Here is a 13,232-nt window from a genome sequence, read left to right on the forward strand (position 1 = left end):
ATGGCCCGAGATCACAAAGTTCGAATCAATGACCGCAAAGGCATCGCTAAAGTTGCGATGTCTTGGTGGCTCGTTGCGAACAGGCTTGGGCACAGCTTTAACATCTGCACATTTGTTACCGAGATACTTGCAAAAAGGCTACGCAACAAAGGGGCGCTCGAAATAATTTACTACCGCCATGAAGATTTGCGAGAGAAGGCGTGCGTAACCTTCAACCCACTAACGCTGCACATCGTCAAGCAAATCTGGATCGACGCGGACTTAGGTAAACCATACGCTCGGCGAATAGTCGCCCACGAAATTGGTCATATCGTGCTCCACGATAGTAATGCGGTAGCGTTCTCGGACGACAAAACTGCCCAGCTCAATTTCATTCAAGACGAAGAATCTGGCGAGTGGCAGGCGAACATTTTTGCCGACTATTTCTTAGTGCCCGATCATGTAGCTGTAAAACTCAAGGTACCCGATGTGATCGCCGGTCTGTGCGTAGTGACCGACGAGCTTGCCGAACGACGGCTCCGCGAAGCCAAGTCTGAGAAAGAAATATTGATGCCGACTTATGAGGGCGACATGTGCCCGGATTGCTCGAACTTCACATTGGTTCGTAACGGTACCGTCCTAGTGTGCGACACATGTGCTCGCCCAGCGGAATGTTAGCACAAACGGTTCGAGAAACGCTTTTCCGTTTTTCTCAACAAAAGTGGGGACAATCGTCAAACGCTAGGCTTGCAAAACGAACAAAGCATGATCGTTCATAGTATAAATGAATTGATTCGTTTTCCTGAAATACCAATGCCGAGGCTCGAACCTCGGCATTGGAACCCGTGAAGCACAGTTGAGGTACTTACGGGGGCACCGAGAAAGCATCGCTTCCTCTCAGTCGCGTGAGCAGTTAAGCGATTCTATCGTCCGGCGTCCAGCGGAGCTTCAACGTTTTCCAACGCCCAAAAGGGCAGGAGGCGTGAGAGATGGCAAAATATGATAGGAATTCTGGGAAAGCTTGGACGCCCAGCGAAGTGAAACAACTTCGCCAAGAGGCAAAAGGTAATACGCCGACGCGCGTGATCGGACTGCACCTCGGTCGCACGGAAACCTCTGTGCGAGCGAAAGCTTCGAAAAACGGCATTTCGCTCAAACCGACGAACCAATCCCCGTATAACCGCAAATAGCATTTCGGGGTGGCCACGAGCCGCCCCTTTTTTCATATCGGACCACTCACTGCTTTGCCTCAAACTTAATTTATCAGTGAAGGCAAGATGCTAATTTCGAAAGATTATTCGCATGGACTCTGTTTCTGTGAAGTATGGTTCTCCCGACAATCCGCTTAAGATCGGCGAGATCACCATCGAATGCTACGTATTGGAGGATGGAGAACGAGTCCTCCTATATTCAGACATTCAGAGAGCGATGGGTTTTGCTAGTGGCGGCTCAATGGTCGCGGGGAAGAATCGACTTGAGTTGTTTGCATCCCGTTGCCGTATTGCTCAGTACATTCCAGGGCATATACAGCTAAAGCTCGAAACTCCCATCGAAATTAAAAAGCCAAATGGGGCAAAAGCCTATGCCCTTCATGCGGAAGTTCTACCTGCATTGTGTGAAGCGGTCGTCGCAGCAGCACGCATGGGAGTTCTACAAGAGCAGCAGCTCTTTATCGCTCATCAATGTGAAGTATTGCTGAGCGGATTGTCTCGCGTTGGCATTATCGCGCTTGTTGATGAAGCGACCGGATATCAAAGATATCGCAAAGAGCAGGCGCTTCAGAAGATTTTAGACGCATATATTCTGCCGGAACATCGCCCGTGGATGAAAGCTGTACCTGTTGAGTTTTTTCAAGAGATGTTTCGAGTCTTCGGATGGCAACATAAGGCGGGCAACCGCGGCCCACGATATGCAGGCAAGCTTGTCCGCAATCTTATCTATCGCCATCTACCAAAGCCTGTCTTGCCCAAGCTTGATGAAATGAACCCCTCCTTGCAAAATTATCAGCGTAAACACCGACATCACCAACTTCTCACCGAGGGATTTGGCTTAGAGCACTTTCGCTCTCAAATGAGCGGCATCATGGCGCTGTTACGAGCATCCAACAATCGCAACGAATTTAATCGACTTTATTTGCGGGCGTATGGCGGCCAACTCGATCTCGATCTCGGCGACGGCTAGCCTGTGCGCTATATTCGCACATCACGGTGGTCGGCTTAACTTTCTGCCGGATGATCTACGCGCGCCCGCAAGAAGCTGTCTGTAAATCAGCAGCTACCCGCACGTCCACACCGGCCCGATCGGCGTCTGCGTCCAGCACGGGCCGACGCTGCCGCCGTTGTAGCGGCCGCGATAGAATCCGGGACGGCCGGGATAGCGCCATTCGCCGTTGTAAAAATTGAAATACTGCACGTTCGGATCGATGTACCAATGGCGCCGGGGACGGCGCGCGTTGCGCAGCACCGACGCCTCCTGCTTGAACAGCGGAGCGGCGTTGTTCAGCGGCTGACGATAGCCCGGCAGGAAGCCGTAAGAATGCGAGCGATGCGCGTGCTTCTTGTGACGCGGCGCGGCATCAGCCGCGATGGACGCGAGCGACAAGACTATGGCCATCGATAGACACAAGATTCGCGACATGAGGTCGATCCTGGCGCATTTCAGATTTTAGCTGAAACGCTGCGCGAATATGTCATTGCGAGCGAAGCGAAGCAATCCGGTTCTTGTTCTGGCCCCAATTGCTTCGTCGCTATCGAGACGACGACTGCGCGTCGCGCCGATCTCCTCGCAACGACAGCAACCAAGCGCGCCGCACCCGCCTTCACCTGCCGACATGCTCCAGCGCGCCGCCCTTGTGGGCCGCGACGTGATCGGTCTTGTCGCTCTTGATTTCGTATTGCGGGTCGTCCTCCGATGCGCGGTGGGTATGGCCCTTGTAGTCGAAATCCCCGGTGTGAATGGCGGTAATCTTTCCCGACACCCGGCCCGCTTCGGAATTCCAGCTCACATGATCGCCGACCTTGAATCTCTTCGCCATGACATCCCTCCGCTTCGCGTCGTGTTGACGCCGCTCTTTTTCCCACAACCGAAACCCGCCCACGAACGCGTCGGCGTTGTCGCCATGGCGCGATTTCGGCGGCAGCTTGTCGAGATGTTCGACATTGCCGCCCCCGATCAGCACCTCGTCCGGCTCCAGCGCGGCGGTGAGTTGCTCGACGATATCGGTGACGTGCTTGCGCCATTTCCTGCCGCCAAGGCGCTTCCGGCCGGCCTCGCCGGCATAATCCTCGTAGGTCTTGCCCTTGCGATAGGGCAGGTGTCCCAATTCCATCGGCTCCAGTTCGCCGTCGGCGATCATCGCGGAGCCTAGCCCGGTGCCGAGCCCGAGAAACAACATCCGCCCGCCGTGATAGCCACCGAACGCCTGCATCAGCGCATCGTTGACGACTTTCGTCGGTTTGCCGAAGGCTTTTCGGAAATCGAAGCCCTTCCAGCCCTCGCCGAGGTTGAAGGGATCGCGCAGCGGCCGATTGCCGGCGACGGGTCCGGGATAACCGATCGAGATGACGTCGTACGACCAATCCTTCGTCAGCGTCTTAACCCTGCGCACCATCTGCTTCGCCGTGAGATCGGGGCCGGATTCGAACTCGCGCTTGATCCGATCCTTGCTGGTCATCACCTTGACGTGAGATCCGCCGACGTCGATCGCGAGAATCGTTCGGGTCTTTCGGTTCGTGCGCGCTGTTTTCATGGTGTCTGCCTTCAGAACGCCTCATGCATGTCTCGGTTCCCATGAAGCGATCAAATGCGGCCGGATTGTCGCCGCGGGTTTGCACGCAGCGGCTTGCGGCCTCTCACGTTCGGCCCTAACTAGTTGTGGTATCCTGCCGTTCTCATTGCGATATCCCGCCTTTCCGGAGCCCTCCTTGATGACCGACGCCCCCTACACGCCGCCCAAAGTCTGGACCTTCGACAAGGAGAACGGCGGCAGGTTCGCCTCGGTCAACCGGCCGACCGCCGGCGCGACCCACGAAAAGGTGCTGCCCGTCGGCAAACACCCGTTTCAGCTTTATTCGCGGGGAACGCCGAACGGCCAGAAGGTCACGATCATGTTCGAGGAGCTGCTCGCGCGCGGCCACACCGGCGCGGAATATGACGCGTGGCTGATCCAGATCGACGGCGAACAGTTCGGCTCGGGTTTTGTCGAGGTCAATCCGAATTCGAAGATACCGGCGCTGATCGACCGCTCGAGACCCGTGCCGTTCCGCGTGTTCGAGTCCGGCGCGATCCTCCTGCATCTTGCGGAGAAGTTCCGCGAGTTCATTCCCAAGGCAACGGCGGCGCGCGCGGAATGCCTGTCCTGGCTGTTCTGGCAAATGGGCAGCGCGCCCTATCTCGGCGGCGGCTTCGGGCATTTCTACCACTATGCGCCGGAGAAGATCGAATACGCCATCAACCGCTTCGCGATGGAGACGAAGCGGCAGATGGACGTGCTGGACCGCCGGCTCAAGGACAACGAATATCTGGCCGGCAAGGAATACACGATCGCGGACATCGCGGTATGGCCATGGTACGGCGGCCTGGCCGAGGGCAGGCTCTACGGCGACAGCGCCACCTTCCTCGACGTCCAGAGCTACAGGAACGTGCAACGCTGGACCGCGCAGATCGCCGCGCGGCCTGCGGTGAAGCGCGGCCGCATCGTCAACCGCACCTCCGGCGATCCCGCAAGCCAGCTCCGCGAACGCCACGATACCTCCGATTTCGAAACCCGGACGCAGGACAAGCTGGAGAAACAAGCCTGACGCCCGCCCATCACATTCGCAGCCACTTCAACCTGGAGACCTCTTCATGCACGGAAAGGTGATCGTCATCACCGGAGCCTCCGGCGCGCTGGGCAAGGTCGTCGCGGAGACAGCCGTCGCGCGCGGCGCGCGCGTGGCCGGCATCGACCAGGCCGACGCAAAAGGAAACACCACAGCCGACCGGATCGAACTCGGCGGCGTCGATCTGTCCGACGCCGCGCAGGCCCTGAAGGCTATCGACGCGGCTGCCGCGCATTTCGGCCGGCTCGACGCGCTCGTCAATATCGCCGGCGCGTTCGCGTTCGAAACTGTCGCCGACGGCGACCCGAAAACCTGGCAGCGCCTTTACGCGATCAACGTGACCACCGCGCTGAACGCCTCGCGAGCCGCGATCCCGTATCTGGTTGCGTCCGGCGCCGGGCGCATCGTCAATGTCGGCGCGATGGCGGCGCTGCAGTCCGGCGCCGGCATGGGCGCCTATGCCGCCTCGAAAGCCGGCGTGCATCGCCTGACCGAAGCGCTCGCCGCCGAACTGAAGGGCAAGGTCACCGTCAATGCCGTGCTGCCCACGATTATCGATACGCCGGCCAATCGCCGGGACATGCCAAAAGCGGACTTCTCGACCTGGGTGACGGCGGATGAATTGGCAAACGTCATCCTGTTTCTGGCAAGCGATGCGGCAAGCGCCGTGACCGGGGCCCTGTTGCCCGTGCGCGGACGCATCTGAGCTTCCTTGCGCGTTATAAATTTTCATATATAACAAAAATGCGATAACCGGGTAACTTGTTCTTAACTGTCTTGTCCTTCAATCAGCCGGACAGCGGCCCTCCCTTACTATTCTTGCTGGTGACCATGGAATTTGCCCCGACCCTGTCGTGGGCCGGTTTCCTTTCCTCAGGTTCTGCAGGATCAGCGACGCATGCTTCAACGCCGCACCAGCTACGGATACGACGATTTGCTGGCTTGTGGCCGGGGCGAAATGTTCGGCCCCGGCGAGCCGAAGCTTCCGCTGCCGCCAATGCTGATGTTTGATCGTATCACGGAGATTACGGAAGGCGGCGGGAAGTACGGGCGCGGCCTGGTACGCACGGAACTCGACATCAAGCCGGACCTCTGGTTCTTCCAATGCCACTTCCACAACGACCCGGTGATGCCCGGCTGCCTTGGCCTCGACGGCCTTTGGCAGATGGTCGGATTTTATCTGGTCTGGCTCGGACGCGACCAGCATGTGCGGGCACGCGCCCTCGGACTCGGAGAACTGAAGTTCACGGGGCAGATCCTGCCGCACGCCCGCAAGGTGGCTTACACCGTCGACATCAAACGCGTGATGCGTTCCAAGCTTGTGATGGCGATTGCCGACGGCACGGTCTACGCCGACGGCGTGGCGATCTATCGAGCCAGCGACCTTCGGCTCGGCCTGTTCAGGCACCTTCCGGACTCGCCGATTGAGGCGGCCGGTTGATAAACTCAGGCTGTCGTCGTTCGGAGGTCGCCGTCGTGGAAACCGCTCTCTATCTTCCCGTCAAGCGTCATCTTGAAAGCCTCGGCTTCACGGTCAAGGGCGAAATCGGCGGCTGCGATCTGGTTGCGCTCAGCGGTGACGATCCCCCCGTCGTGGTGATCGGCGAGTTGAAGCTCAGCTTCAATCTCGAATTGATCCTGCAAGGCGTCGAACGCGCCGGCGCCTGCGACGAGGTCTGGCTCGCCGCGAGGTTGTCGATGCGCGGCAAGGGCCGCGAAAGCGACGCTCGCTATCGCAACCTGTGCCGGCGTCTCGGCTTCGGGATGCTCGGCGTGAGCGACCGGGGCGAGGTTGAAGTGCTGGTCGCGCCCTCCTCCGTCAGTCCCCGCCGCAATCCCAAAAAGCGCTCCCGCCTGGTCACAGAACACCGCCGCCGCAGGGGTGATCCTGTTGCCGGCGGGTCCACGCGGATGCCGATCATGACCGCCTATCGCCAGCAGGCGTTGAGCTGTGCGGCCGCGATGGCTTCAGGCCCGCGGCGCGTAAGGGATCTCAGGCCGGATAATCCCGATGCCGGGAAAATTCTTCTTCATAACGTCTATGGATGGTTCGACCGCATCGAGCGCGGGGTCTATGCTCTCACCGACGGCGGCATGGACGCGCTGCGGCGATGGCCGCAACATTCTTCGGGAGCCACGCCAATCGCCTCATGCGAAGGCGCGGCGTGCAATGGTACTGTCGTTGCGTCAGGAGATTATCGATAAGACCGGCGAGCCGGGCTTGTGCGCAGCGGCGCAGCCGGATGTTTCTCGCACCCGTTGGTATGGACTGCGACAATTTGCTGCGGCCATGATTCTGATTCAATCGGTTCGAAGAGTTAGCAGGCGCGTCAAAATGCATAGCTGTATTGCTACGTCAAATCGCGTATTGCGATGCGGTATCGAGTCTCCTAATCAGGACGGGATTTGAAGCCGTTTCGTTTGCCTGTGCGATTCTTGTCCCGGATTTCAAATCGAATCCGCTGGATGCGGAATAAAAACGAGCGAAACAGAATCTGAACGACCACGACGCGCTGATGTGCTTCATCGATGGTTTTCCCTGGTCCGGGTTCGTGCAAATCCATTGAGGCAAATGATGAGCGAAGGCTGGCAAACGAAATATGGAATCCGGCGTGTTCGCCGCGATCCTCCCACGTTGGAGGAAGCCATCTTCGCGGCCACCGGGATCACCGACGATCTCGACTCGCAGGCCGAGATCGCGGCATCGCTGATCGGAATGCCGCTCGACATCGTTCACGCCGAGATCAAAAAGACGGCCCGCACCGTTGCACGATCGCCGACAACGCGCGTGATTGCCGGCGAGCAAGGCGCGTTGCGCTCGGTTGTCGTCGAACGCCGCGTGGTCCGTAGATTCGGTAATGACAAACGAGTCTGACGTCGGGACTTAAAATCCAGAGTTCGTTTCAACGGCATTAAATCAACCCCCTGACTCATCATTTTGAACGTTATCCGGAAAACCGGTTCTTTCCCTGGCAGGCTTTGGAATCATGTTTCAGAACACGATGATTTCGGATTCGGCGGCGGAAATGGCTCTAGAATTGGCATGTATAGAATTGGCATGTGTCGGCGCAGTCAGGGAGGCGGGAAATGTCGGGTAATGGCGGCTTGCTGGTTTTGACGATCGGCATGCTAATCGTCGCGGCATCCCCGGCAAGCGCCTCACACGTGTCGCGAGAAACCGACATCGTCAATCTGCGGTTGGGCGAACGCGTCCTTGTCGATGACGGATCCTGTCCAGCGGGCCAAATCAAGGAAATCTCGGGAGCGAAACTTGGTCCGACCGGCGTCGTTCGCGCCCGCAAATGCGTGCCACGAACGGGTCCGAACCGGTGAACGGAACCGCAATCACTCTCCTGATGTGCAGCCTCCGGCCAAGCTATTTAGAAAAGTAGTCCGCGCATTTTTGTACGGCGGTATCGGCGGCACCCCATGGCATGATCGGCACCGAGGATGTCGAGTTCTTTGGAGAGCCCTCGATCAGCCGGTCGGAATAAACCATGTAGACAAGTACGTTTCGTTTCGTATCGCAGCCGCGCACGATTTGCATCTTCTTGAAGAACAGCGAGCGCCGCTGCTTGAACATGTCCTCCCCCTGTTCCATCTTTCCCTTGAAACGGATCGGTCCGATCTGACGGCAAGCCAACGAAATATCCGATACCTGCTCCGCCAGTCCCAGCCAGCCCTTGACGCCGCCTTTTTCCGGCACGGTGAAATGGCAAGCGACGCCTTCGATCTCGGGATCGTCGACGCCATAGGTCGCAAGCTTGTCATTCGGGGTCAGCAGATTGAATTTCGTCGAGCGGCGAAAGATCAGGTCGGGTTCGTCAGCCGCATAGGCTTGCGTTCCGGCCAGCACCGCAACCGCTACGAGGGCCAAGACCCGGGAGGTCCAGACGGCTCGTCCCTTGTCGTCATTCGTCTGACCTCGAAATGTCATCATTCGCTCCGTTGCTGGCCACGACCATGTGGGATCGGTTCTCGCGGAAGGGTCCGGATCCGCCCGAAACAGTAACAATTAGACTCCTGTGAAGAAATTCACACTATTTTTGACGGAAGCGAGGCCGCAGGCCGAATGCGCCAGTGAACGTGACACGCGCGCGGGGCACTAACGTGTGAACCAGGATTCGAGGAACGAAGGCGTGAATGAGCATTGGTTTTTCCTCCCGGCCTTGCGGTGGTTCACAGGTAAACTTTTCCTGCTCCGGCCAGTTCCGGTGCGGCTCGGACTGACCGCAATCCTGATCGGACTGGGATCACCCGCGCACAGCCAGATCTTCTGGCAGGACGATTATCCCGACGTCTATATCGAAGAGGTTCCACCTCCTTTCGCCACAAGACCCCCGCCGTACCGAGCCACGCATCACCGCCTCGCGAAGAAACGAGCGGCTGCGAAAGACGCGCGCAAGCCGAAAGGCCCGATCATCATCGCCATTTCGATCCGGCGGCAAACGCTGAAGATTTATGACGCCAACGGCCTTTTCGCCGAAACGCCGGTATCGACGGGAATGCCCGGCCACTCGACTCCGATGGGCGTTTTCAGCGTTATTCAGAAGCAGAAGTGGCACCGTTCGAACATCTATAGCAACGCGCCGATGCCCTACATGCAACGCATCACCTGGTCGGGCATTGCGATGCACGCAGGCGTGCTGCCGGGTTATCCCGCGTCGCACGGATGTATCCGAATGCCCATGAACTTCGCGGTGAAGATGTGGGGTTGGACCAGAATAGGCGCGCGAGTGATCATCACGCCCGGCGAAGTGACCCCCAAGGAGTTTTCGCATCCGGTTCTGATGACTCATCGGCCCGAACGCGCTCCGGTTGCGGTTGGGGTTCGAACCGCTGATGCGACCAGCGCGACGGAGCCGGCCACGGCTTCACCCGCCGCGCCGGCGACAGACGATCAGACTGCAACCGCCAAGCCGGCGGCCGAGCCGATCAAGGTCGAGACAGGCAACCCGAAGGATGCCGACGTCCCGGCGGCGGCGGTCAAGAGTGATGCGGAAACGGCCACTGCCGAAAACGAACAGCGAAACGCCGGTTCCGTCGGCGACGTCCCAGCCGCAGCGCAGGATCAACCTCAACCGCCGGGCGCCGTGCAAGCCGAACCTCCGACGATTCCTGCGCTCAAGCGCAGCGACCGGATCGCGGTCTTCATCAGCCGCAAGGACGGCAAGATTTACGTGCGGCAGAATTTTGCGCCCCTGTTCGATGCTCCTGTCACCATCACCCCGAGCGACCGGCCGTTGGGAACGCATGTGTTCACGGCGGAAACCGACACCAACGGCAAGGATGACTTCCGCTGGTCGGTCGTATCGCTTCCGGCGATCGCGCATAACAGAGAGCGGGTTCACCTCCGCCAAAGGTCGTGGCGCGAGCGAACGGCCCGTGTCGACGCAACGTCCGGGCCGGCTCCGGTTCCGGACAGCGCCGCCGACGCGCTGGACCGCATCTCCTTTCCCGAAGACGTCATGACGAAAATCGCCGACTCGCTCTCGGCAGGCGACTCCATCATCATCTCTGATCAAGGCATCAGCGGCGGCGAAACCGGCGAAGGCACCGACTTCATCGTCACACTGCGTTAGAGTCCTTCACCGTTTCAGGGAAACGGTGAAGGACTTCAGTTTCTGGAGCTGACGCGTTTTCCTTACGCGAACCGGTATCCACTTTGAAAACGCTATAGAGCATGATCCCGGAAAAGCCCGCTCCGGACGTGATCCGGGGTGAAAACCGGTTTCGGATAACACGGGCGGCTTCGGCCGATCTCGTCCGCCACGACCGATGGGAACAGCTAAGCGACTGGGGATAAATGCCATTTTCGTGGAAGGGATATTCGCAACTGCGCTAGCATGACAAAGCGTGGGCGATTCAACGCGCGACAACCTCTGGAGCAACTGAAATGCGCATCGCGACGGGGCTGATATTTGCAGGTGCGTTTTCGCTGTGCGCGACTGCGGCCGCCTGGTCGCAGACACCGGCTCCCAAAGGAGCGCCGCATCCCACCGCCGCCGTCCCAAGTCCCGCGCCGGCGAGCGGACCGAAGGTCGCCTGCAACGGCAACCCCGACGCGCTCGGCGTTGCGCGGGTGGTTCAGGTCGACACAACCGGCGGCCCGGGCTTCGGCTTCGAGCATTTCAAGCAGCTCGATTTCCTGCGGGACAAGGAAGTGGTGCTGACATTCGACGACGGTCCCTGGCCTGGACATACGCCCGCCGTCCTCAAGGCGCTTGCGGACCAATGCACCACCGGAATCTTCTTCTCGATCGGCAAGCACGCGACATACCACCCCGAGATCCTTCGGCAGGTTGCCGCGGCCGGCCACACGATCGGCGGGCACACCTGGTCGCACGCCAATCTCAATAACAAGAAGCTGTCCGAGGCCCAGCGCAAGGACGAGATCGAAAAAGGATTTAGCGCCGTCAAATGGGCGCTCGAGGCGGCCCCTGCCCCGTTCTTCCGCTTCCCGGCGCTGCAACATCCGCCGGAGATGGTCACCTACCTCGGCGAGCGCAACATCGCGATCTTCTCGTGCGACGTCGACTCGTTCGACTTCAGGGCGCACAGGCCCGAACAGGTGGTCGACACCATCTTCAAGAAGCTCGACAAGGTCGGCAAGGGCATCATTCTGATGCACGATTTCCAGAAGCATACTGCCGAAGCTCTACCGGAAATTCTGCGCAGGCTGAAAGCCGGCGGCTACAAGGTGGTGCAGATGAAAGCCAAGGCGCCGGTCGAGACGCTGGCGCAATACGACGAGGAACTGAAGAAGGACACCAAGCTGCCGACGGTGAGCACGCGCCCGGTCGACAGCGTCGTCCAGACGATCTCCGAATAGCGCGCAACGATCCGGGACGCACAATGCTTCGTATCGAAGGCTACGTCATCGTGTCGGCGGACGGAATGCTCGCCGATGCGAACCGCGTGATGCCGGAAGCGCTGAAATTCAAAGGCGACCTTGAGTTCTTCACCGCGGGGCTCGATCGCGCGGATGTCGTCGTGCATGGCCGCAACTCGTTCGAGGATCAACCCAACTCGCCGCTCCGCAAGCGGATCATATTGACTCATCGCGTCACGGGTATTGCCGCGCATCCTGACAATGCCAAGGCGACCTTGTGGAACCCTGCCGGCGCTTCGTTCGACGACGCCTGCGTGCATGCGGAGGTACGCGACGGAACGGCCGCCATCATCGGCGGCCCTTGCGTCTTCGAAATGTTTCTCGATCGTTACGACACGTTCTGGCTGTCGGAAGCTCCGCACGTAACGCTGCCTGGCGGCGAAGGCTGTTTCCCGGGCGTTCCCGAAGATTCTCCGCAAGCCGTGCTGGCGGCGCACGGGCTACAGCCTCGCGAGGTGAAAATCCTCGATGCGACGAACGACGTTCGCGTCACAGCATGGCGCCGCATAGGCTAGAGCCTTTCCGCTTCTGATGGAATCAGAAGCGGGGCTCTATGATTTTGATTTGACGCGTTTTCTTCACGCGAACCGGTAGCCACTTCGCTCGAAAACGCTCTAGGCTCCAAACCCGATCAGAGTATTGAGGTTAGGAAGCAAATCAGATTCAAGCTCTGCACGGAGCTTGACGATGGCGAATGAGTTTTGGCTAAGCGATGCGCAATGGGCAGCGATCGACCCGTTGCTTCCGAAGAACCGCCCGGGAGCGCGCCGGGTCGATGATCGCCGCGTGATCAGCGGGATCGTGCATGTGTTGAGGATCGGTTGTCGCTGGCAGGATTGCCCCTCATGCTACGGCCCGCCGACGACGATCTACAATCGCTTTCATCGATGGTCGGCGCGCGGCCTGTGGCAGAAGTTGTTTCGCGCCTTGGCAACAACAAACCCCAACGACGTGCACATGATCGACAGCACGACAGCAAAGGCGCATCGCTCGGCAGCGGGCGGAAAAGGGGGGCGGAGGAACAGGCGATTGGTCGCTCGCGCGGGGGGCGCACGACCAAAATCCACGCCGTCGTCGACGGCCAGGGCCGACCGCTCGCCATCGAGATAACACCCGGACAACGCGGATCTTCGCGTCGCTCTGCCTCTTCTCTCCGGTTTGCCAGCGGCACGCTTATGCGCCGCCGATGCCGCCTACGACAGCGACGGCTTTCGGCTTTTTCTGCGTCAACGCGGGACCCTCCCGGTCATCCCGAACAATCCAACGCGAAAGCGAACCCATCCCTTCGACGCCGAAGCCTATAAGCTGCGCAACCGGATCGAGCGCATGTTTTGCAGGCTCAAGGATTGGCGCCGCATCGCCACCCGCTACGACAAGCTGGCGCGCAACTTCGAAGCGGCCATCAATATCGCCGCTGTCATAACTTGGTGGACCAATTGAGTCTGGAGCCTAGAGTCTGTTTCAACTGCGTTGAATCAGACTCGTCGCTTATCTTTTTGTTTGAGCATGATCTTTTCCGAAAACCGGTTTCCACTTTTCGG

At 59.2% G+C, this 13,232-nt stretch carries 14 protein-coding genes and 2 pseudogenes; 12 read left to right on the forward strand and 4 right to left on the reverse strand.

Annotated elements, in window-relative coordinates; all coding sequences use genetic code 11:
- Both ACMDCM_RS07040 and ACMDCM_RS07045 read left to right on the forward strand, forming a co-directional pair.
- Positions 1-657: an ImmA/IrrE family metallo-endopeptidase gene (locus tag ACMDCM_RS07040; RefSeq protein WP_412772905.1), complete on the forward strand. Its 657-nt coding sequence runs from the start codon at positions 1-3 to the stop codon at positions 655-657.
- A 624-nt stretch (positions 658-1,281) separates the two neighbouring features.
- Positions 1,282-2,160 (forward strand): P63C domain-containing protein, encoded by an 879-nt coding sequence (locus ACMDCM_RS07045; RefSeq protein WP_412772906.1) that lies wholly within the window; start codon positions 1,282-1,284, stop codon positions 2,158-2,160.
- Positions 2,161-2,253: 93 nt separating this feature from the next.
- On the opposite strand, the gene ACMDCM_RS07050 is transcribed toward ACMDCM_RS07045, so the two are convergent.
- From ACMDCM_RS07050 to ACMDCM_RS07060, 3 genes and pseudogenes are all read right to left on the reverse strand, one after another.
- Entirely contained in the window at positions 2,254-2,616 is a 363-nt protein-coding gene (locus tag ACMDCM_RS07050; protein WP_412772907.1) for a hypothetical protein, read from the reverse strand.
- A gap of 181 nt (positions 2,617-2,797) precedes the next feature.
- Entirely contained in the window at positions 2,798-3,013 is a 216-nt protein-coding gene (locus tag ACMDCM_RS07055; RefSeq protein ID WP_412774688.1) for a hypervirulence associated TUDOR domain-containing protein, read from the reverse strand.
- Positions 3,014-3,052: 39 nt separating this feature from the next.
- Positions 3,053-3,727, reverse strand: a pseudogene (locus ACMDCM_RS07060) (ROK family protein); the annotation flags it as partial.
- A 178-nt stretch (positions 3,728-3,905) separates the two neighbouring features.
- Between ACMDCM_RS07060 and yghU the strand changes: the two are divergent.
- The 6 genes from yghU (at position 3,906) to ACMDCM_RS07090 (ending at position 8,132) form a co-directional block, all read left to right on the forward strand.
- The gene (gene yghU / locus ACMDCM_RS07065; RefSeq protein WP_412772908.1) at positions 3,906-4,778 is read left to right on the forward strand and encodes a glutathione-dependent disulfide-bond oxidoreductase; all 873 of its coding nucleotides are present in this window, start codon (positions 3,906-3,908) and stop codon (positions 4,776-4,778) included.
- A gap of 46 nt (positions 4,779-4,824) precedes the next feature.
- Positions 4,825-5,505: a 3-oxoacyl-ACP reductase FabG gene (fabG, locus tag ACMDCM_RS07070; RefSeq protein WP_412772909.1), complete on the forward strand. Its 681-nt coding sequence runs from the start codon at positions 4,825-4,827 to the stop codon at positions 5,503-5,505.
- Between the two features lie 192 nt (positions 5,506-5,697).
- On the forward strand, positions 5,698-6,240 hold the full coding sequence (fabA, locus tag ACMDCM_RS07075) for a bifunctional 3-hydroxydecanoyl-ACP dehydratase/trans-2-decenoyl-ACP isomerase (protein ID WP_412772910.1): 543 nt from the start codon (positions 5,698-5,700) through the stop codon (positions 6,238-6,240).
- A gap of 35 nt (positions 6,241-6,275) precedes the next feature.
- On the forward strand, positions 6,276-7,004 hold the full coding sequence (locus tag ACMDCM_RS07080; RefSeq protein WP_412772911.1) for a DUF2161 domain-containing phosphodiesterase: 729 nt from the start codon (positions 6,276-6,278) through the stop codon (positions 7,002-7,004).
- Positions 7,005-7,374: 370 nt separating this feature from the next.
- Positions 7,375-7,674 carry a hypothetical protein gene (locus ACMDCM_RS07085; RefSeq protein ID WP_412772912.1) on the forward strand — a complete coding sequence of 100 codons (300 nt, stop codon included), beginning with the start codon at positions 7,375-7,377 and terminating at the stop codon, positions 7,672-7,674.
- A gap of 212 nt (positions 7,675-7,886) precedes the next feature.
- Positions 7,887-8,132: a DUF6719 family protein gene (locus ACMDCM_RS07090; RefSeq protein ID WP_412772913.1), complete on the forward strand. Its 246-nt coding sequence runs from the start codon at positions 7,887-7,889 to the stop codon at positions 8,130-8,132.
- A 43-nt stretch (positions 8,133-8,175) separates the two neighbouring features.
- Here ACMDCM_RS07090 and ACMDCM_RS07095 read toward each other — a convergent pair whose 3' ends face one another.
- On the reverse strand, positions 8,176-8,736 hold the full coding sequence (locus tag ACMDCM_RS07095) for a CreA family protein (protein ID WP_412772914.1): 561 nt from the start codon (positions 8,734-8,736) through the stop codon (positions 8,176-8,178).
- A 202-nt stretch (positions 8,737-8,938) separates the two neighbouring features.
- Here ACMDCM_RS07095 and ACMDCM_RS07100 point away from each other — a divergent pair, with 202 nt between their 5' ends.
- The 4 genes and pseudogenes from ACMDCM_RS07100 to ACMDCM_RS07115 all read left to right on the forward strand — a co-directional run bounded on the left by ACMDCM_RS07100 (position 8,939) and on the right by ACMDCM_RS07115 (position 13,131).
- Entirely contained in the window at positions 8,939-10,381 is a 1,443-nt protein-coding gene (locus ACMDCM_RS07100; protein ID WP_412772915.1) for a L,D-transpeptidase, read from the forward strand.
- Positions 10,382-10,695: 314 nt separating this feature from the next.
- Complete coding sequence (locus ACMDCM_RS07105) at positions 10,696-11,631, forward strand: polysaccharide deacetylase family protein (protein ID WP_412772916.1); 936 nt, start codon at positions 10,696-10,698, stop codon at positions 11,629-11,631.
- A 23-nt stretch (positions 11,632-11,654) separates the two neighbouring features.
- Positions 11,655-12,206 carry a dihydrofolate reductase gene (locus tag ACMDCM_RS07110; protein WP_412772917.1) on the forward strand — a complete coding sequence of 184 codons (552 nt, stop codon included), beginning with the start codon at positions 11,655-11,657 and terminating at the stop codon, positions 12,204-12,206.
- A gap of 172 nt (positions 12,207-12,378) precedes the next feature.
- Positions 12,379-13,131: pseudogene (locus ACMDCM_RS07115) on the forward strand (IS5 family transposase).
- Positions 13,132-13,232: the final 101 nt, after the last annotated feature.

The organism is Nitrobacter sp. (assembly GCF_047149785.1).
Classification (GTDB): domain Bacteria; phylum Pseudomonadota; class Alphaproteobacteria; order Rhizobiales; family Xanthobacteraceae; genus Nitrobacter.